Consider the following 20484-nt stretch of genomic DNA (forward strand, 5'->3'; position numbering starts at 1 on the left):
AGTAGTACTGTCTACCTCATAGTGAACTGACTCACAGTTTTCGGGTCGGTCCGAATCGAGGAGGTAGACCGTGTCGACGCACGTGGACTCGCAATCCGGCCAGACGCTCCCGCCCGAGCAGTGGCGTGACAAGAAGAGATACCTCTGGCTGCTCGGCCTCGTGCCGCCGACGGCGGTCTTCATCGCCGTCGGATTGGTCGCGTTGTTCAACAGTCTCGGATGGAATGCGGTCTCGCCGGTGTGGTGGTGGATCGGGCCGCTTCTCGTCTACATCCTGCTCCCGATCCTCGACATCTTCTTCGGCCCGGACGGCGAGAATCCGCCGGACGAAGTGATGGAGCGCCTCGAGAACGACAAGTACTACCGGTATTGCACCTACATCTACATACCGTTCCAGTTGGTCAGCCTGGTCCTGGCCTGCTACCTCTGGTCGGCGACCGATCTGTCCTGGCTCGGAATCGACGGGGGACTTGGGCTGATCTCCAAGATCGGTCTGGCGATCAGTATCGGTTGTGTCGCAGGAATCGGGATCAACACCGCACACGAGCTCGGTCACAAGAAGGACGATCTCGAACGCTGGTTGTCGAAGATCACTCTGGCGCAGTCGTTTTACGGCCACTTCTACATCGAGCACAATCGTGGACACCACGTGCGCGTCGCCACGCCCGAGGATCCGGCGTCGTCTCGCTTCGGTGAGAGCTTCTGGACCTTCCTGCCGCGCAGTGTGTGGGGATCTCTGCGCTCGTCGTGGTCCCTGGAAAAGGCCAGACTCGATCGACTGGGTAAGAAGCCGTGGACAATTCGCAACGACGTCCTGCATTCGTGGTTGATGTCCGTCGTACTGTTCGGTGTCCTCGTCGCCGTCTTCGGCCTCTCGGTACTGCCGTTCCTGGTGCTGCAGGCCGTGTTCGGATTCTGTCTGCTCGAAACCGTCAACTACCTCGAACATTACGGACTGAAGCGTCGTCGTCTGGACAGCGGGCGGTACGAGCGTGCAGCACCGGAGCACAGTTGGAACAGTGATCACATCTGCACCAACATCTTCCTGTATCACCTCCAGCGTCACAGCGATCATCACGCGAACCCGACGCGTCGTTATCAGACGCTTCGAAGCATGGACGGTGCACCCAACCTGCCCAGTGGGTACGCGAGCATGATCATCCTCGCCTACGTTCCACCGCTGTGGCGAAAAGTGATGGATCCCAAAGTCCTTGCGCACTACGGCGGCGACATCACCCGCGTCAACGTTCAGCCGTCCAAGCGTGATCGCATCCTTGCTCGGTACGGAGCAGCGTGATGAGCAGCTATCGATGCCCGGTCTGTGAATACGTCTACGACGAATCGAAGGGTGCACCACGAGAAGGGTTTCCGGCGGGCACGCCGTGGGATGCCGTGCCGGACGACTGGTGCTGTCCGGACTGCGGCGTGAGGGAAAAGCTGGACTTCGAGCCGATGCCGGCAACGGCGGGGAGTGAATCATGAACGACTACAAGCTGTATCAGTGCGCGCAATGCGGCTTCGAGTACGACGAGGCAGTCGGCTGGCCGGAGGACGGTATCGAACCGGGCACTCGCTGGGACGACATTCCCGAAGACTGGAGTTGCCCGGACTGCGGGGCGGCGAAGAGCGACTTCTTCATGGTTGAGGTCGAACGACGGTGAGATGCGTCGGCGTCGAACGGACCTAGGTGCGGCGGTAGTGTCGTCACCATGACTTCGACGCCCACTCGTCTGCCGCAGAAAGAAGCGTCGCGCCTGCTGCTGCGTACGTCGGTGCTCGATTCGATGCGTGAGTTGTTGACCGAGCGCGACTGGTCCGAGGTGACGCTGACGGTTCTGGCCAAGCATGCCGGTGTGAGTCGTCAGACGCTCTACAACGAGTTCGGCTCGAGGCAAGGGCTTGCCGAGGCGTACGCGCTTCGCCTTGCTGACCGCTTCGTCGACGCGGTGGACGAGGCCATGGTGGCGAACGACGGACGTGCAGTCGAGGCATTGACGGCGGGTTTCGGATCGTTTTTCGCCTCCAGTGCAACCGACCCGTTGGTGATCTCTCTGCTCACCGGTGAGGCCAAGCCGGACCTGCTTCGCCTGATCACCACCGACAGTGCGGTCATCATCGAGCGCGCGTCGTCGCGGCTTGCGGAGAGTTTCCAGCGAGGGTGGATTCAGGCGTCACCCGCCGACGCCGGAATTCTGGCCAGGGCGATTGCGCGTCTCGGGCTGAGCTACATTTCGATGCCGCCGGAGTCCGAGGCTTCGGTGGCGGAGGATCTGGGCATACTGCTCGGGCCGTTCATCGACGTGGCGCGCGAGGGCCGCGCAGTAGAGGGGCGGGCGGGAGAGGGCGTCTAACCGATAGCCTGGTACACCGATAGGCTTGTGCAGAGTATGCACGTCAACCAGGAGAGGCAGATGACGACCTCAGTTTCAACAACGCCCGTGGCCGAGAGCCGTAACGGCATCGACTTCAAAGTTGCAGATCTTTCGCTCGCGGAGTTCGGTCGCAAGGAAATCCGTCTGGCAGAGCACGAGATGCCCGGCCTCATGGCGCTTCGTCGCGAATACGCAGAGGTGTTGCCGCTCAAGGGCGCTCGCGTTTCCGGCTCGCTGCACATGACCATTCAGACCGCGGTGCTGATCGAGACGCTGACCGCGCTCGGCGCCGAGGTCCGCTGGGCTTCATGCAACATCTTCTCCACGCAGGATCACGCTGCCGCCGCCATCGTCGTCGGTCCGCACGGCACCCCGGAAGAGCCCAAGGGCGTTCCGGTTTTCGCCTGGAAGGGTGAAACCCTCGAAGAGTACTGGTGGGCAGCCGAGCAGATGCTGACCTGGCCGGGTGAGCCTGCCAACATGATTCTCGACGATGGCGGCGACGCCACCATGCTGGTGCTCAAGGGCGCACAGTTCGAGAAGGCCGGCGTCGTCCCGCCGACGGACGACGACCAGGATTCCGACGAGTACAAGGTCTTCCTTGCACTTCTGCGTCAGTCCCTCGAGTCCGACAAGGGCAAGTGGACGGCAATCGCCGAGTCCGTCCAGGGCGTCACCGAGGAGACCACCACGGGCGTTCTGCGCCTGTACCAGGTTGCCGCTGCCGGTGAACTCACGTTCCCCGCTATCAACGTCAACGACTCGGTCACCAAGAGCAAGTTCGACAACAAGTACGGCACGCGCCACTCGCTGCTCGACGGCATCAACCGCGGCACCGACGTTCTGATCGGCGGCAAGGCTGCGCTGGTCTGCGGTTACGGAGACGTCGGCAAGGGTTGTGCCGAGGCACTTCGCGGCCAGGGCGCTCGCGTCGCGGTCACCGAGGTCGACCCCATCAACGCCCTGCAGGCGCTCATGGACGGCTTCGAGGTCAAGACAGTCGAGCAGGCCATCGGCTGGGCCGACATCGTGATCACGTCCACCGGTAACAAGGACATCATCACGTTCGAGCACATGAAGGCCATGAAGCATCAGGCCATCCTGGGCAACATCGGTCACTTCGACAACGAGATCGACATGGCCGGCCTCGAGAAGTCCGGCGACGTCACGCGGATCAACATCAAGCCGCAGGTCGACGAGTTCACGTTCGCCGACGGCCACTCGATCATCGTGCTGTCCGAAGGCCGCCTGCTCAACCTCGGCAACGCGACGGGCCACCCGTCGTTCGTGATGAGCAACAGCTTCTCCAACCAGGTCATCGCGCAGATCGAACTGTGGACGAAGCCGGACGAGTACGACAACGAGGTCTACCGCCTCCCGAAGCACCTCGACGAGAAGGTCGCCAAGATCCACGTCGAGGCACTCGGTGGCACGCTGACCAAGCTCACGAAGGATCAGGCAGAGTACATCGGCGTCGACGTCGAAGGCCCGTACAAGCCCGAGCACTACCGCTACTGACCCGGTGATTCGTTGCTGAGGATGTAGTGTCCGCCGTCCCCCGGTCTGCGCAACCAGGCCGGGGGATAGGCTTGTCCGCCGTGGGAACACTGGTGGCATTGGAAGGCCTCGACGGCGCTGGAAAGCGAACGTTGATCGGCAAAGTGGAGAGCGAACTCCGCCGCGGCGGCACGTCGATCGCGACTCTGGATTTTCCGCGGTACGGGAAGTCGATCCACGCGGATCTTGCTGCCGAGGCACTCAAAGGATCGCACGGAGACCTGGCTGAATCCGTGAACGCGATGGCAGTCCTGTTCGCCCTGGACCGCGCGGGTGCGGCGGATCGGATCTCGGACCTGTTGTCCGCCAACGATATTGTTCTCCTCGACCGCTACGTGGCGTCCAACGCCGCCTACAACGCGGCGCGCGCGCATCAGGGCGTGGACGGCGAGATGGTCGCCTGGGTCCGTGAATTGGAGTTGGGTCGACTCGCTCTTCCCGCTCCCGATCTGCAGTTGTACCTCGACGTACCGGTAGCTCTGGCCGAGCAGCGTGCCCGCTCGCGTGAGGCCGAGGACGCGTCGCGTCAGCTCGACGCCTACGAGCGCGACGGCGGCCTGCAGGCCAGAACCGGTGAGCTCTACAAGCAGTTGGCAGCGACGGACTGGGTCTCGCCCTGGTGGATCGTGGGGCCGGAGACGGACCCGGGCGAACTGGCGCGCAGGCTCGCGGATTTCGCGTGATCGGTCACCCTTGCGGCCGGGATTCGAACTTTCCGGCACAGTAGAGGGAAAGACGCGGCACGCCGCACGGCCTCGTAACGGTCTGATTCATCGCTCCGAGATGCAACGATAGGGATATGAAACCAAGGATTCTGGTTGTCGACGACGACACGGCACTCGCCGAGATGCTCACGATCGTGCTGCGTGGTGAGGGTTTCGATCCCTACGTGGTAGGCGACGGAACCCTGGCGCTCGCGGCAGTGCGTGAGACCCGGCCCGACCTCGTCCTGCTCGATCTCATGCTTCCCGGAATGAACGGGATCGACGTATGCCGAGTTCTGCGTGCGGATTCCGGCGTGCCCATCGTGATGTTGACGGCCAAGACCGACACCGTCGACGTCGTGCTCGGCCTCGAATCCGGTGCGGACGACTACATCATGAAGCCGTTCAAGCCGAAGGAGCTGGTGGCGCGAGTGCGTGCTCGCCTGCGCCGTACGGAAGAGGAGCCGGCCGAACTGCTGAGCATCGCCGACATCGTGATCGACGTTCCGGCACACAAGGTCAGCCGCGGCAGCGAGCAGATCTCGCTCACACCACTCGAATTCGACCTGCTGGTCGCATTGGCGCGCAAGCCGCGCCAGGTGTTCACCCGTGAAGTCCTCCTCGAGCAGGTGTGGGGATACCGCCACGCCGCCGACACCCGCCTGGTGAACGTGCACGTTCAGCGTTTGCGCGCCAAGGTCGAAACTGATCCCGAGAATCCCGAAGTGGTTCTGACGGTCAGGGGGGTCGGCTACAAGGCCGGACCGCCGTGAGCGGAGTTTCCAGGTGGCGTCGTCGTCTCAACCGACGGCTGACGCCATTTCTGCGGTGGTGTCACTCGATGAGCAACACCCTCGCGCACACGTGGCGACGCTCGCTCCAATTGCGAGTGGTCGTCTCGACTTTGACGTTGTCCTTGATCGTCATCGTCATTCTCGGTGTCGTGCTGACCAGCCAGATCACCGATCGGCTGTTGGAAACGAAGATCACCGCGGCGACCGAGGAAATGGACCGAGCCCGCGGCATCGTCGAAGACCAACTCGCGGGCGTCGACGATTCGACGGCGCTCAACGTTCAATTGGAAAGCGCTGCATCCGGACTGACGAGCCGTCGAAACCAGACCTCGGGCCAGGCCTCCGGGTCGGCCGGCACCTTCGACCCGGTGCTCATCGTGCCAGGGGACGGGCCGCGCCAGCCGACGAGTTCGGGACCGGTCGATCAGATCCCCGACAACCTTCGCGAGTTCGTCAAACGCGGCCAGATCAGTTACCAATTCGCGACGGTGTCCAACCCGAACGGTTACTCCGGACCGGCGCTGATCATCGGTAGCCCCACCGCGTCGTCGATATCGGGACTCGAGCTGTATCTGATCTTCCCGCTCGCCAGCGAAGACCGAAGTCTGTCGCTTGTTCGAAGCACCCTGCTGATCGGTGGAGCCGTGTTGCTGGTGCTCTTGGCGGCGATTTCGCTGTTGGTTGCCAGACAGGTCGTGCTTCCCATCCGATCGGCCTCGCGAATCGCGGTGCGTTTCGCAGACGGCCGACTCAAGGAACGAATGCCGGTCCGCGGCGAGGACGACATGGCGCGCCTGGCCATGTCCTTCAACGAGATGGCCGAGAGTCTGTCCAAACAGATCACCCAGCTGGAGGAGTTCGGCAGCCTCCAGAAACGCTTCACCTCCGATGTCAGCCATGAACTCCGCACACCTCTGACCACGGTCCGGATGGCCGCCGACCTGATCTACGACGGCAGCGAGAACCTCGACCCGATGCTGCGTCGGTCGTCGGAACTGCTTGTCGCCGAACTGGACAGGTTCGAGGGGCTTCTGGCGGACCTCCTCGAGATCTCCCGTCACGACGCCGGTGTCGCGGAACTTGCGTCCGAACAACTCGACGTCCGTATGTGTGCGCGAGCGGCCGTTTCCACGGTTCGCCATCTCGCCCGCGAATCCGGCACCGAACTGATCGTGGACATGCCCGACGAGCCGGTCATGGCAGATGTCGATCCGCGCCGCGTCGAACGCATCCTGCGAAATCTCCTTGCCAACGCCATCGACCACGGTGAGGGGAAGCCGATTCTGCTTCGCCTTCGCGCCGACGACAATGCCCTCGCCTTCATCGTCCGCGACAGTGGCGTCGGGTTGCGTCCGGGCGAGGAGAAGTTGGTCTTCAACCGGTTCTGGCGATCGGACCCGTCCCGTGTGCGCCGCAGTGGTGGCACCGGACTCGGCCTCGCAATCAGTGTCGAGGACGCGAATCTGCACGACGGCAAGCTCGAGGCCTGGGGCGAACCGGGAGTCGGAGCCTGCTTCCGGCTGACGCTCTCGCGCACCCGTGGCAAGAAAGTCGTGTCGAGCCCACTGCCTCTCAAGCCGACGACCACAAAGTTCGTCCGCACGCCGAGCGAAGCCGACATCGTCGCCGATACCGTCGGCGAGGTCACGTCGTCCCTGCCGACTCCGCGCGAATCGGACTCGCGGAACGAGTCCAACGGTGGGGATCGATCATGATCGGAACCCGCCGCCGTCTGGCACTTCTCGCAACAACGCTCAGCGTGCTGTTGCTGACCGGCGCGTGCGCGAGTTTGCCGGAATCCTCCTCGCCGCAGGCAATCGGAACTCTGGCAACCGCTGTGCCCGGAACCTCCGTCGAATCACCGGCCTCGGGGCGAGAGCCGGACCTGCTGGTACGTGACTTCGTCAAGGCGAGTACCGATCCGTCCAACCGGCACGCCGCAGCCCGTCAGTACCTCACCAAGGACGCTTCGGCGCGTTGGGACGACGCGGCAAGTGCTGTCATCGTCGACAAGGTCGATGTGCTCTCGGTTTCTCGAACCAGCACCGAAGCCGTCTACACGATTCGTGTGAACAAGGTCGGTCGCCTCGACCCGGGAGGACTGTACGTTCCCGAAGAGGGCAGCTTCGAAGCGAGGATGACCCTGGCGTTGACCGACGGCGAATGGCGGATCAGTGATCTGCCTCCCGGCGTGATCATGGAGCGTCCGCAGTTCCTCGGCGCTTACCAGCGGAAGTCGTTGTTCTTCCTCGACCCCACCAGCCAGACGGTCGTCCCCGATCTTCGCTGGATCTCCGGCGGGCAGGACCAGGTGGCGGCTCAGCTGATCGGTCTGATGATCGACGGACCGAAGGCAGCGCTGGCGCCGGCTGTGCGAAACGAACTGGGCAATGGCGTGTCGGTGATCGGTCCGATCACCAAGGCCGACGGTAAGCCGGGACAGGTCGGAGTCGGTCTCGGTGGTGTGCGCATCAACTTCCGCCTTGACAACCCGATGGATGCTGCTACTCGCGGTTTGTTTGCAGCACAGGTCATTTGGACGCTCGCCAACGCCGATGTGGCAGGGCCGTACGTTCTGGAGATCGACGGCGAACCGCTGGACGCGGCTCATGCCGACGGCTGGACCACCGCCGACGTCGCATCCACCAACCCACTGGCCACCACGAGTGCAACCGTCGGACTGCATGCACTGCGCAACGGTTCACTGGTGAGTGTCACCGAGCAAGAGGCGACTCCGGTGCCCGGTTTCGCAGGCAATGCGGGCAACCTCACGGCGGCTGCTCTCTCACGGGACGGCAAGTTGGTGGCAGCCGTCGCGGACACCGCTCGGCCGGATCCCGGCACAAGATTCGACTTGTCGCTCGGGACATACGGCGAAGGGTCCGTTCCGGTACTCGAAGGCAGCGCCATCACCAGACCCTCGTGGGAGCTGGACAACAACGCGGTCTGGACGGCTGTGAACGGCAATACCGTCGTTCGGGTCGTCCGTGAACCAGGCACCGGCCGGGTGTCGGTCACCAACGTCGACGTCGGGGCCCTGACGTCGGTCGGTTCCACGATCTCGGAACTGCGTCTGTCGCGGGACGGCGTGCGAGCGGCGATGATCATCGACGGCAAGGTCTACCTGGCTGTGGTCGTGCGCACCGCCAGCGGGGTCTACGCCCTGACGAGTCCACGCGCAGTGGCGTCCGGCTTGGGCAGTACCGCGCTCTCACTCGACTGGAGCAACAGCGACACCATCGTGATCGCGCGCAGTGGAGCCGACATACCGGTCGTCCAGGTCGCGATCGACGGCTCACGAATGGACGCGCTGCCGAGTGGAAACCTGACCGCTCCCGTCACCTCCGTGGATGCATCGCCGACCACCGAGTACGTCGCCGACGCGCGTGCGGTGTTCCAACTGAACAACAACGACCCCGCCGGGGATCGCCGCTGGCGTGAGGTGACCGTGCTGACCGGACAGAAGGCGATTCCGGTTCTGCCTGGCTGACGCCTCTGCGCTCTGGTGAATGTCTGCGCTCTGATGCATGTCGGTGCTCAGGTTCATGATTCGGCCATGGGGGACAAGAAATTCGGTGCCGGTCTGCTCGACCTGCTGTTGCCACGCGAGTGTGGTGGGTGTGGCCGCTCGGGGACTCTGTGGTGCGGTGAGTGCGCGGAACTGCTGCGCGATCATCCGCTTCAACTGAGTCCGCGCGTGGATCCGGGCGTGCCCGTCTGGGCACTCGGCCGCTACGACGGCCCCAGGCGGCGCAGTGTGATCGAGATGAAGGAACGGGGTCGTCGGGACCTCGCGATGCCTCTGGGGATCGCTGTGGCCGACGCGTTGGCCACTCTGGAACGGTGGGGCGAGCTCGGCAGCGGGGGTCGTCCGCCGATCGTGCTGGTGCCGGCTCCCACGCGCGCCCGAGCGGCGCGATCTCGCGGGGGTGATCCGGTTCGCCGGATAGCCGAAAGTATGCGCGGAAAGCGGGAAATTGGTTCTGTCGCGGGTCGTCCGGTACGTGTCTGTCCGATTCTCCGGATGACGCGAGGTGTACGTGACTCGGTGGGACTGTCCGCGGCCGACCGGGTGACCAACGTGAACGGTCATGTGTCTCTCGACACCACTGCGATCTCTTCGATTGCCGGGGACAGTGACATCGTCCTGCTCGACGACGTCCTCACCACGGGAGCGACTGCGGCAGAGTCGGTTCGGGCCCTCTCGCTCAGTGGGATTCGGACAACTCTCGTGCTTGTCCTTGCAGGGGCTTAGATGAATTTCGTTGGAACAGTGGCACTCGCGCGCGTTACGTACTAGCGTCGGCGGCACACCCGAAAATACTGGTAGGAGGTGGTACTTCGATACTGGTGCCGGGCGGATCCCCTCTCGGTACTTGCAGAATTTGCCGCCGCCCACCGTGGGGCGGGGCCGTAATTGGGAGGTACGAGTGACGACCCCTTCGCAAGCCTCGTTTTTCATCGAGGACGCCACCATCGAGCGTTCCGAGAATGCCGCAGCTCCGAGATCCGACGTCGTAGTCAAGGGACGAAATGTCGAGATCCCCGATCACTTCCGAATCTACGTTTCGGAAAAGCTGGCGCGACTCGAACACTTCGACCCCTCCATATTCCACTTCGACGTGGAACTCCAACATGAACGCAACCGACGACAGGCCAAGAGTTGCCAGCGCGTCGAGATCACCGCTCGAGGTAAAGGCCCGGTGGCCCGAGCCGAAGCGTCCGCAGACAGCTTCTACGCCGCCTTCGAAGCGGTGATCGACAAGCTCGAGAGTCGCCTCCGTCGAACCAAGGACCGCAAGAAGGTCCATTACGGCGACAAGCGACCGGTGTCCGTCGCGGAGGCAACCGCCTCCCTCGTCGACGCAGACTCACTCGGAGTCACACCGGACATTTCGCTGAACGGTCAAGAGCCGGACGAGTACGACGGCCCGGGACGCGTGGTCCGCACGAAGGATCACCCGGCCGAGCCGATGACCATCGACGACGCTCTCTACGAGATGGAACTGGTCGGACACGACTTCTTTCTCTTCCATGACAAGGAGTCGGACAAGCCGTCCGTCGTCTACCGTCGTCACGCTTTCGACTACGGATTGATCCGCCTGACATGACCCAATCGGTGGTGGGTTTGCTCGCTCGCCGCCGGTAGCGCCTACCATGGAATCCGGCCGGAGTTTTCGGACCCCGGCCGGATTTTCAGTGTGTGACCCCCTGTCGCCGAAGATTGAGGACGAAGAAGACTGTGCCGTCGCTGTCGCTATCGAAGCTGCTCCGTGTTGGTGAAGGTCGCATGGTCAAGCGGCTCAAGCACATCGCCGAGCATGTGGAATCTCTGTCGCCCGATGTCGAAGGCCTGACAGACGAGCAACTCAAAGCCAAGACCACCGAGTTCCGTGAGCGCTATGCCGCCGGGGAAACTCTCGACGAGTTGCTGCCCGAGGCTTTCTCCGTGGCCCGTGAGACGTCGTGGCGCGTGATCAATCAGAAGCACTTCCACGTGCAGATCATGGGTGGCGCGGCCCTGCACTTCGGCAACGTCGCCGAGATGAAGACCGGTGAGGGCAAGACTCTGACGTCGGTTCTTCCGGCTTATCTCAACGCGATCGCGGGTGACGGCGTCCACGTGGTCACCACCAACGACTACCTTGCCAAGCGCGACTCCGAGTGGATGGGCCGCGTTCACCGCGCCCTCGGCCTCGAGACCAGTGTGATTCTCTCGGGCATGACGCCGGCCGAGCGCCGCGTCGCCTACGCAGCCGACATCACGTACGGCACCAACAACGAGTTCGGCTTCGACTACCTGCGCGACAACATGACGCACTCGCTGGACGACCTGGTCCAGCGTGGCCATGCGTTTGCCATCGTGGACGAGGTCGACTCGATCCTCATCGACGAAGCCCGAACCCCGCTCATCATCTCGGGCCCGGCCGACGGCTCCAGCAAGTGGTACAGCGAGTTCGCGCGCATCGCGCCGCTGCTGAAGAAGGACGTTCACTACGAGGTCGACATCCGCAAGCGCACCATCGGTGTGCACGAGGCGGGCGTCGAACTGGTCGAGGACCAGCTCGGTATCGACAACCTGTACGAAGCCGCGAATTCGCCGCTGGTGAGCTACTTGAACAACGCGATCAAGGCCAAGGAGCTCTACACCAAGGACAAGGACTACATCGTCCGCGACGGTGAGGTCATCATCGTCGACGAGTTCACCGGCCGCGTGCTGGTCGGCCGCCGCTACAACGAGGGCATGCACCAGGCGATCGAGGCCAAGGAGAAGGTGGAGATCAAGGCGGAGAACCAGACCCTTGCCACCATCACCCTGCAGAACTACTTCCGTCTGTACGACAAGTTGTCGGGCATGACGGGTACCGCCGAGACGGAAGCTGCCGAGCTTCACCAGACTTACACGCTCGGTGTGATCCCGATCCCGACCAACCGTCCGATGGTCCGAGTCGACAACGGCGACCTCATCTACAAGACCGAGGAAGCCAAGTTCGACGCGGTGGTCGACGACGTCGTCGAGCGCCACGAGAACGGCCAGCCCGTCCTGATCGGTACCACCAGCGTCGAGCGCTCGGAGTACTTGTCCAAGCAGTTCACCAAGCGCGGCGTTGCCCACAACGTCCTCAACGCCAAGTTCCACGAGAAGGAAGCGACCATCATCGCCGAGGCCGGTCGCTCCGGCGCGGTCACCGTCGCGACCAACATGGCCGGCCGCGGTACCGACGTCGTGCTCGGTGGTAACCCGGACATCATCGCGGACATCGCGCTGCGCAAGAAGGGCCTCGACCCGGTCACGACGCCGGACGAGTACGAGGCAGCCTGGGACGCAGTCCTGGACGAGGTCAAGGCTGAGGTCAAGGCAGACGCCGAGAAGGTCCGCGATGCCGGCGGCCTGTACGTCCTGGGCACCGAGCGTCACGAATCGCGCCGAATCGACAATCAGTTGCGTGGTCGTTCCGGACGTCAGGGTGATCCCGGCGAATCGCGGTTCTACCTTTCGCTCGGTGACGAGCTCATGCGCCGCTTCAACGGTTCGGCACTCGAGTCGATCATGACGCGCCTGAACCTGCCCGACGACGTCCCGATCGAAGCCAAAATGGTCTCGAAGGCCATCAAGAGCGCTCAGACCCAGGTGGAGCAGCAGAACTTCGAAATTCGCAAGAATGTCCTCAAGTACGACGAGGTCATGAACCAGCAGCGAACGGTCATCTACAAGGAGCGCCGCCAGATCCTCGAGGGTGAGGACATGGAAGGCCAGGTCGAGCAGATGATCACTGACGTGGTCACCGCCTACGTCGACGGTGCCACCGCCGAGGGATACGTCGAGGACTGGGATCTCGAGCAGCTGTGGACTGCGCTGAAGACGCTGTACCCGGTCGGCATCGATCACAAGACGTTGGCAGGGGAGGACGGCGCAGGCATCAACAGTGACCTGAGCCGTGACGACCTGCGAACCGCTTTGCTCGAAGACGCCCACGCGGCGTACAAGAAGCGCGAAGCCGAGATCGATGCGATCGCCGGCGAAAACGGTATGCGTGAACTCGAGCGTCGTGTCTTCCTCTCGGTCCTGGACCGTAAGTGGCGTGAGCATCTCTACGAGATGGATTACCTCAAGGAGGGAATCGGTCTGCGTGCGATGGCCCAGCGCGATCCGCTGGTCGAGTACCAGCGCGAGGGTTACGACATGTTCATCGGCATGCTCGACGGATTGAAGGAAGAGTCCGTCGGATTCCTCTTCAACCTGCAGGTCGAGGCAGCTCCGGCGCAGCCCGCAAGTGGAATTTCCGTCACCGCGGGCTCTGCCGCCGCGGCGTCCGCCACGGCGCCCAAGCCGCTCCCCACGCAGGAGGCTGCGGCCAGGACAGCCGGAACTGCCGCCCCGACGGCGTTGCGCGCCAAGGGACTTGACGACGAAGGTCCGTCGCGTCTGACGTACACCGGCCCGGACGAGGACGGCAAGGCAAAGGCAACACGTGACTCGGCTGCCGACACCGGCGACGGTGCCGCCTCTCGTCGCGAACGTCGTGAAGCCGCACGGACGCAGTCGAAGAGCAATCGAGCTCCGAAGTCCAAGCGCAAGCGCTGAGGTATTAGCGCAGTCAGTACTCGGCAGGCTGGACGGTCACACCACGTGTAGTGCGGTGACCGTCCAGCCTGTTTCGTCTGTGTGGTCGATCCGGCCTGCGACGGCAAAAGTCTGCGTGCCTCGTGTGTACGTCGCACAGACTTCGGCGGTACTCTCCGACACTGCTTGAACGTGGGTGCGGTGAACGGCCGCGCCGCCCAGCTTCCGGGCCGAGAAATCCGAAGTGTAAAGTCTCGCAACAACTTCCAGGGCGGACGGCGTCAACACACCTTTGAGCTGCCGTGGATTTCGTCGTCGGTCGACGGTTTCGAGAACCAGACGTAGTGATCGGTTCCAGAAGATGTCGGCACCTACCAGCCGCGGTTCCGGAGCGTGAGTGAACCCGGTACTGGGCGACGTTCCGTTGTGTGGCGTCTTTCGCGGGCGACGCAGCATCCGGTCTGTTCGGCACTGCGTTCGGTCTGGCCGGCACTGGGGCCGCGACAGCACGACGGTATGCGGGTGAGGCTCGAATTGCGGCGCCGGCTCGAGAACGATCTTGCAGTCCTGCTCCATGACATCCCCCCGGATGATCCTGCGTCCGAGACAGCTGTCTCGGACTTCGCTCCCCCGAGCGATGGTGAGAAGCATGACACGAATCGCTCGAGATGTCGCCGTGATCACCATCGCGACTTAGGGTGATGGCGTGCGGGGACTTCTGTTGGATGTCGGTGGCGTGCTGTTCGGTCCGGGATCGGATCTCGACGGCTTGAGCGCGGTCGTGCGCGCGGTGAAGGCCCGCGGAATCGTGACGGGAATCGTCAGCAACGATCCCGGCGGCGCCAGTGCTCAGTGGTTGCGGGATCTCGGCGACGGGGTCTTGGTCGACGACGTGATCTTGTCCGGTGATGTCGAGATGGCAAAGCCCGACGCCGAGATCTATCTGTTGGCAGCGAGTCGTTTGGGCGTCGAGCCGGAGGATTTCGTTTTCGTGGATGATCTCGAAATCAACGTCCGGGCGGCTGTGGCCGTCGGGATGGTCGGGGTCCATCACGTCGGCTCGGAATCGACCATCGAGGAGTTGTCGATTCTGTTCGATCTCGGCGAAGGAGGGGACACGAAGCCATGGTGAACAGACTGACGACTCAGGATGCCGCTTTCTACTTCCTCGAAGCCGGGACGACGCCGATGCATGTCGGCTCGTTGGGGATCTTCAGGCAACTGCGAAACGGGATCGATCACGAGGAGTTGCTTCGACTTGTCGAAGAGCGGCTCGGATCGGTTCCGCGATACCGACAGAGAGTTCGCGAGGTGGCGTTCGGTCTGGCCCGCCCGGTATGGGTGGACGACTCGGATTTCGACATCACTTATCACGTTCGCCGATCTGCTCTGCCCAAACCGGGTTCCGACGAACAGCTGATGGATCTGATCGCGCGGCTGACGTCGAGACCACTCGACAGCACGAGGCCGTTGTGGGAGATGTACCTGGTCGAGGGGCTGACCAGAAACAGATTTGCCATCTTCACGAAGTCTCATTCGTCGTTGGTGGACGGCGAGGCGGCTCCAGAGATCAGTCAGGTGATCTTCGATCCGGAGAAGAATCGAGCGCCAGGCCCCGAAGAATTGTGGATGCCCGCCAGGCCGCCGAGCGATACCAGCTTGTTGGTCAGTGCACTGGCGGATCTCGTGACGAGCCCGGGGGAGGGGATCGCACGGGCGCGTGCAGCGTTCAACGACGTGACCACGTCCGTCACCGAGGCTGTGAGTGCACTCGGGAAACTCGCGGAAGTGGTTCGAACGGCGACGCAGGTAGCCCCGTCGAGCCCGCTCAACGCCACCATTTCGCGCAATCGACGCCTTGCGGTGGCCAAGACGTCTCTGGAGGACTATCGACGCATTCGTGCGCGGTACGGGTGCGAGATCAACGACGTGATTCTGACCGTCATCGCAGGTGCGATGCGGAACTGGTTGCTCTCGCGCGGTGAACCGGTGACCGAGGCGACCATCGTGCGAGCGATGGTGCCCATGTCGGTCTACACCGACGGCCCGGAGAGTCCTGACGTCGACGATCCGCAAGCGCCCGGACATGTTTCCTCGTTCCTCATCGACCTGCCTGTCGGTGAACCCAACGCGGTGGTTCGGCTCTCGCACGTGGCCCATGCGACGGAGGCATTCGCGCGTCAGGGTCGGCGGGTCACCGCGCAGACGATGGTGCGAATGTCCGGGTTTGCGCCGGCGACGCTGCATGCGATGAGCTCCCGCGCGGCCAGTAGTCTGTCGCAGCGAATGTTCAACTTGATGATCACCAATGCGCCAGGGCCGCAATTTCCGCTTTACCTCGGTGGTGCTCGGATGCTCGAGATGTATCCCGTGTCGCCACTGCTCAAGAATCAGACACTCAGCATCGCCCTGACGTCGTACGACGGAAATGTCTACTACGGTTTGAATGCCGACCGTGACGCGATGTCGGACGTCGACGTCGTTCGTTCGCTGATCTTCGAGTCACTCGAGGAATTGACGGATGCGAGTCGGTGACGAACGAGCATGAAGGTGGTCTCATGAGGGTGTACGTACCGGCGACGGTCGAGATTTTGCAGCAGTTGGTCGCAGATCAGGAGTTCGACCCTATGAGCCGGACGGCTTTTGCGGTCACCCCGACTCTGCGTGAGTCGTACGCGGCGGGGGACGACGACGAGTTGGCCGAGGTCGCCATGGGTGAGGCTGCGCGTGCGTCGCTGCGGCTGATCGCCGGAACCGAGGGTGACGTCACCTTCCGGCGTGCTGTCGTTGCCGCCGACGTCGACGATGCCGATGTGAAGTTACGGCCCGATCTCGACGATTCGGTAGTCCGATTGGCGGGTCCTGTCACGATGGCTCAGGTTGCATCTGTGCATGTCGACCTCGAACAGGCAGAATCGGACATCGAGCGCGCTGCTGGCATAGTCGACGCGGCGGATCTCGGTGACGCCGATGCCGAGTTCACGCTCGGTGACGCGGAGGACCACGAGTTGGCGTGGTACGCCGCGCAGGAGTTGCCGTTCTTGCTCGACCTGCTGTGAATGTGCTTACCGTGAAGTAACCTACGGTACCGTAACCTGATAACCTACGGTACCGTAGGCAGTGGGTTCGGAAGGTGAGAGGTGGAGGTCTGATGGGTCTGAAGGACTGGATCGAGGCACCGGCAGCGTCGGTAGTTCCGGCAGCGCGGTCGAAGCTCAATCTGCTTCGCGGTGCGGCGGCTCGGCTGACCACACCATTGCTTCCCGACGACTATCTGCACCTCGCGAATCCGTTGTGGTCCGCGCGCGAGCTGCGCGGCCAGATCGTCGAAGTCCGGCCCGAGACCACGGACTCGGCGACCATCGTCATCAAGCCGGGTTGGGGATTCGACTTCAACTACCAGCCGGGGCAGTACATCGGCATCGGTCTGCATATCGACGGCCGTTGGCATTGGCGGTCGTACTCACTTACCTCGCCTCCCAACTGGGAGAACAAGCGCATTTCCATCGCGGTCAAGGCCATGCCCGAGGGCTTTCTCTCGAGCCACCTCGTCAGCGGGGCCGTGCCGTCGGGAACCATCGTTCGACTGGCCACGCCTTCGGGCAACTTCGCGTTGCCGGATCCGCCGCCGGAGAAGATTCTGTTCATCACCGCCGGCAGTGGCATCACTCCGGTCATGGGCATGTTGCGGACGATGAACCGGCGCGGTCAATTGCCCGACGTCATGCACATCCACTCGGCTCCGACGGAATCCGACGTGATGTTCGCCGACGAACTCACAGCACTGCACGCCGAGCACGAGGACTTCGTGAGCCACGTGCAACTCACGCGACGTGACGGAAAGTTCAAACTCAGTTCTCTCGACACGGTCTGCCCCGACTGGCGCGAGCGCCACACCTGGGCGTGCGGACCCCTCCCGTTGCTCGACGAGCTCGAAGACGTCTGGAAGGCGGAAGGCATCGAGGATCGACTCCACATGGAGCGGTTCGCCGTATCGCGCATCGATGCTTCGGCCGACGGTGGCACGGTCACGTTCGAGAAGTCGGGTAAGACGATCACCGTCGACGGTGCGACGACGCTTCTGGAGGCGGGCGAGCAGTCCGGTGCCTTGATGCCGTTCGGTTGCCGCATGGGCATCTGCCAGACGTGTGTCGTACCTCTCGTTGCCGGCCACGCGATCGATCTACGCTCGGGGAAACAGCACGCGGAGGGCGAGCGCATCCAGACGTGCATCTCCGCCGCCGCCGGCGACTGTACGCTGGACGCATAGCTTCTAGGCACACGGAGGACCACGGTGGCCATCACCGATATCAAAGAGTTTTCGCACCTCACCGAGGCCGATGTCGAAGCTCTCGGACGTGAACTCGATCAGATTCGACTCGACATCGAAGACTCTCGTGGGATCCGGGACGCCCGCTACATTCGTCGCGTCATTCGCGTCCAGCGGGCGTTGGAGCTCGGCGGGCGTATCGCATTGTTCGGCAGTCGGTACCGACCGGCATGGTTGGTCGGCACGACCCTGCTGAGCCTGTCGAAGATCATCGAGAACATGGAGCTCGGGCATAACGTCATGCACGGGCAATGGGACTGGATGAACGATCCCGAGATTCACTCCGTCTCGTGGGAGTGGGATCAGACCGGTCCTTCCGAGCATTGGAAGCGCGCCCACAACTACCAGCACCACACGTACACCAACGTCGTCGGCATGGACGAGGATCTCGGTTTCGGGATTCTGCGTATGACTCGTGACGAGCCGTGGAAGCCGATCAACCTCTTCCAGCCGATCGCCAACGTGATCTTGGCGGCCACGTTCGAGTGGGGCATCGCGCTGCACGACCTCACGGCGGCAGCCGAGTTGGAGGGCGCGGAAAAGGGGCAGCTGAACTCGCAGGCGAACAAAGACTTCGCGCGCAAGATCTTTCGTCAGGTGGGCAAGGACTTCATCTTGTTCCCGGCGCTGACGGGGCCGGCGTGGAAGTCGACCATGTCGGCCAATGCGACCGCGAACCTCGTGCGCAACCTGTGGGCGTACGTCGTCATCTTCTGTGGCCACTTCCCGGACGGTGCCGAGAAGTTCACTGTTGCCGAATTCGAGCAGGAGACTCGTCACGAGTGGTACCTGCGCCAGATGCTCGGTAGTGCGAACTTCAATTCCGGCAAGCTCATGGGACTCATGAGCGGCAATCTGAGCTACCAGATCGAGCACCACGTGTTTCCTGATCTGCCGAGTAACCGCTATCCCGAAATCGCTGTGAAGATGCGTGCATTGTGCGAGAAGTTCGATCTCCCGTACACCACCGGCTCGCTCTTCAAACAGTATCTTCTGGCTCTGCGCACCATCCACAAGTTGGCTTTGCCGGACAAGTGGCTGACCGCAACCTCGGACAATGCTCCGGAAACGTCTTCGGAACTGCGGTTCCGCGACTCGGGATTCCGGGACGCAGCCATGGCGATGGTCGAGGACCTTCGTACCGATCCGATCACCGGTAAGCGTCTCGGTTTGCTGACCGCACTCAAGTCGCAGGCCCGTTCCCGCATGCCGAAGCGCCGGAAGTGATATAGGTTACATCGGGAAAAACCTAACCTACGGTGCCGTAAGTTACGCTACAGTAGGTGCAGTTGATCTGAACGATTCGAATCGATGATCGTTCTGCACTTACTACTTTGCGCCTAACTCACTGCTAGGAGGCTTTCCATGGCGATTGCAGATGTCAAGGAATACGCACATCTCACGGACGCCGACATCGAAGCGCTCGGCCGCGAACTCGACGCGATTCGTCGCGACATCGAGGAGTCGCGCGGCGAGAAGGATGCGCGATACGTGCGCAACGTCATTCGTCTGCAGCGTTCGCTCGAAATCGGCGGCCGCGCAGTGCTTTTCGCCAGCCGTCGTCGTCCGGCGTGGCTCGCCGGAGTTGGCCTGCTGACGCTCTCGAAGATCATCGAGAACATGGAACTCGGGCACAACGTGATGCACGGGCAGTGGGACTGGATGAACGACCCGGAGATCCACTCCACCTCGTGGGAGTGGGACGTCACCGGCCCGTCTGCGCACTGGAAGCAGACCCACAACTACCTGCATCACAAGTACACCAACGTCCTCGGAATGGACGACGACGTCGGATACGGACTCCTCCGCGTCACCCGCGATCAGCGCTGGAAGCCCTTCAACGCCGGCAACCTGGTCTACAACACGCTGCTCGCGCTGTTCTTCGAGTACGGCATCGCCGCACAGCACCTCGAGCTCGGCAAGGTGGCCAAGGGCCGCGCCGACAAGGAAGAGACGCAGCGCAAGCTCCGTGAGGTCGGCGAGAAGATCGGCAAGCAGGTCCTGCGCGACTACGTCATCTACCCGGCCATCACCGGCCCGGCGTGGAAGAGCACGTTGTCGGCCAACTTCACCGCCAACACTCTGCGGAACGTGTGGACCAACGCGGTCATCTTCTGCGGCCACTTCCCGGACGGTGCCGAGAAGTTCACCAAGGAAGACATCGACAAGGAAACGCAGGCTCAGTGGTACCTGCGTCAGATGCTCGGCAGCGCCAACATCGAGGGCAGCGCGCTCATGGACTTCATGACGGGCAACCTGAGCTACCAGATCGAGCACCACCTGTTCCCCGATCTGCCCAGCAACCGCTACAAGGACATCGCGGTCACGGTGCGTCAGCTCGCGGACAAGTACGACTTGCCGTACACGACGGGCCCGCTTGCCGTGCAGTACGCCAAGTCCTGGCGCACCATCGCCAAGCTGTCGCTGCCCAACAAGTACCTCAAGGACACCGTCGACAATGCGCCCGAGACGGCGTCGGAGCGGATGTTCGACGGCGAACTTACCTCGACTGTCGATCCCGTGACCGGGCGTCGCAGTGGCCTCAAGAGCGCCATCGCACGTAAGCGCAAGAGCGGAAAGCTGCGCAGCCTCCTCGGCCTGCGCTGATCGTCGACTGCGCTGACCGTAGACAGCAAGCGGCCCGACACCATTCGATGGTGTC

General features: G+C 62.8%; 19 protein-coding genes. 18 read left to right on the plus strand and 1 reads right to left on the minus strand.

Translation table 11 applies throughout. The features are described 5' to 3' along the window. Window positions 1-70 precede the first annotated feature (70 nt). From QRN54_RS08315 to secA, 12 genes are all read left to right on the plus strand, one after another. The gene (locus tag QRN54_RS08315; protein WP_030535014.1) at window positions 71-1297 is read left to right on the plus strand and encodes an alkane 1-monooxygenase; all 1227 of its coding nucleotides are present in this window, start codon (window positions 71-73) and stop codon (window positions 1295-1297) included. Further along, window positions 1297-1482, plus strand: coding sequence for a rubredoxin (locus QRN54_RS08320; protein WP_003940827.1), 186 nt, complete (start codon window positions 1297-1299; stop codon window positions 1480-1482). Before QRN54_RS08315 ends, QRN54_RS08320 begins: the two co-directional genes overlap by 1 nt. Then, window positions 1479-1661: a rubredoxin gene (locus QRN54_RS08325; protein WP_003940894.1), complete on the plus strand. Its 183-nt coding sequence runs from the start codon at window positions 1479-1481 to the stop codon at window positions 1659-1661. The genes QRN54_RS08320 and QRN54_RS08325 overlap by 4 nt, the downstream gene beginning before the upstream one ends. 48 nt (window positions 1662-1709) lie before the next feature. Continuing rightward, a complete protein-coding gene (locus tag QRN54_RS08330) occupies window positions 1710-2351 on the plus strand; it encodes a TetR/AcrR family transcriptional regulator (RefSeq protein ID WP_063316632.1) in 642 nt (213 codons plus the stop codon). 60 nt (window positions 2352-2411) lie between these two features. After that, the gene (ahcY, locus tag QRN54_RS08335) at window positions 2412-3890 is read left to right on the plus strand and encodes an adenosylhomocysteinase (protein WP_003940766.1); all 1479 of its coding nucleotides are present in this window, start codon (window positions 2412-2414) and stop codon (window positions 3888-3890) included. An 80-nt stretch (window positions 3891-3970) separates the two neighbouring features. Then, window positions 3971-4612, plus strand: coding sequence for a dTMP kinase (locus tag QRN54_RS08340; protein WP_007731190.1), 642 nt, complete (start codon window positions 3971-3973; stop codon window positions 4610-4612). 116 nt (window positions 4613-4728) lie between these two features. After that, on the plus strand, window positions 4729-5406 hold the full coding sequence (gene mtrA / locus QRN54_RS08345) for an MtrAB system response regulator MtrA (RefSeq protein ID WP_003941013.1): 678 nt from the start codon (window positions 4729-4731) through the stop codon (window positions 5404-5406). Further along, entirely contained in the window at window positions 5403-7142 is a 1740-nt protein-coding gene (gene mtrB / locus QRN54_RS08350) for an MtrAB system histidine kinase MtrB (RefSeq protein WP_019747781.1), read from the plus strand. Before mtrA ends, mtrB begins: the two co-directional genes overlap by 4 nt. Then, entirely contained in the window at window positions 7139-8917 is a 1779-nt protein-coding gene (lpqB, locus tag QRN54_RS08355) for an MtrAB system accessory lipoprotein LpqB (protein WP_003940768.1), read from the plus strand. The genes mtrB and lpqB overlap by 4 nt, the downstream gene beginning before the upstream one ends. A 33-nt stretch (window positions 8918-8950) precedes the next feature. Beyond that, complete coding sequence (locus QRN54_RS08360) at window positions 8951-9682, plus strand: ComF family protein (protein ID WP_003940811.1); 732 nt, start codon at window positions 8951-8953, stop codon at window positions 9680-9682. Between the two features lie 175 nt (window positions 9683-9857). After that, complete coding sequence (gene hpf / locus QRN54_RS08365) at window positions 9858-10538, plus strand: ribosome hibernation-promoting factor, HPF/YfiA family (RefSeq protein WP_285181853.1); 681 nt, start codon at window positions 9858-9860, stop codon at window positions 10536-10538. Between the two features lie 131 nt (window positions 10539-10669). Next, window positions 10670-13513 carry a preprotein translocase subunit SecA gene (gene secA / locus QRN54_RS08370; RefSeq protein ID WP_050654900.1) on the plus strand — a complete coding sequence of 948 codons (2844 nt, stop codon included), beginning with the start codon at window positions 10670-10672 and terminating at the stop codon, window positions 13511-13513. Between the two features lie 36 nt (window positions 13514-13549). Here secA and QRN54_RS08375 read toward each other — a convergent pair whose 3' ends face one another. Next, a complete protein-coding gene (locus tag QRN54_RS08375; RefSeq protein ID WP_225320335.1) occupies window positions 13550-14068 on the minus strand; it encodes an Rv3235 family protein in 519 nt (172 codons plus the stop codon). 130 nt (window positions 14069-14198) lie between these two features. Here QRN54_RS08375 and QRN54_RS08380 point away from each other — a divergent pair, with 130 nt between their 5' ends. The 6 genes from QRN54_RS08380 (at window position 14199) to QRN54_RS08405 (ending at window position 20429) form a co-directional block, all read left to right on the plus strand. Further along, window positions 14199-14624: an HAD-IA family hydrolase gene (locus QRN54_RS08380; RefSeq protein ID WP_003940859.1), complete on the plus strand. Its 426-nt coding sequence runs from the start codon at window positions 14199-14201 to the stop codon at window positions 14622-14624. Further along, window positions 14618-16027: a WS/DGAT/MGAT family O-acyltransferase gene (locus tag QRN54_RS08385; protein ID WP_007731194.1), complete on the plus strand. Its 1410-nt coding sequence runs from the start codon at window positions 14618-14620 to the stop codon at window positions 16025-16027. The genes QRN54_RS08380 and QRN54_RS08385 overlap by 7 nt, the downstream gene beginning before the upstream one ends. A 23-nt stretch (window positions 16028-16050) precedes the next feature. Next, the gene (locus QRN54_RS08390; protein ID WP_030535010.1) at window positions 16051-16551 is read left to right on the plus strand and encodes a DUF6912 family protein; all 501 of its coding nucleotides are present in this window, start codon (window positions 16051-16053) and stop codon (window positions 16549-16551) included. Between the two features lie 92 nt (window positions 16552-16643). Beyond that, window positions 16644-17762, plus strand: a complete 1119-nt coding sequence (locus QRN54_RS08395) for a ferredoxin reductase (protein WP_003940928.1) — start codon at window positions 16644-16646, stop codon at window positions 17760-17762. 24 nt (window positions 17763-17786) lie between these two features. Beyond that, window positions 17787-19049 (plus strand): fatty acid desaturase family protein, encoded by a 1263-nt coding sequence (locus QRN54_RS08400; protein WP_003940901.1) that lies wholly within the window; start codon window positions 17787-17789, stop codon window positions 19047-19049. Between the two features lie 138 nt (window positions 19050-19187). After that, a complete protein-coding gene (locus QRN54_RS08405; RefSeq protein ID WP_003940700.1) occupies window positions 19188-20429 on the plus strand; it encodes a fatty acid desaturase family protein in 1242 nt (413 codons plus the stop codon). The last annotated feature ends 55 nt before the right edge of the window (window positions 20430-20484 follow it).

It is taken from the genome of Rhodococcus sp. MEB032 (genome assembly GCF_030208925.1).
GTDB classification, from domain to species: domain Bacteria; phylum Actinomycetota; class Actinomycetes; order Mycobacteriales; family Mycobacteriaceae; genus Rhodococcus_F; species Rhodococcus_F qingshengii.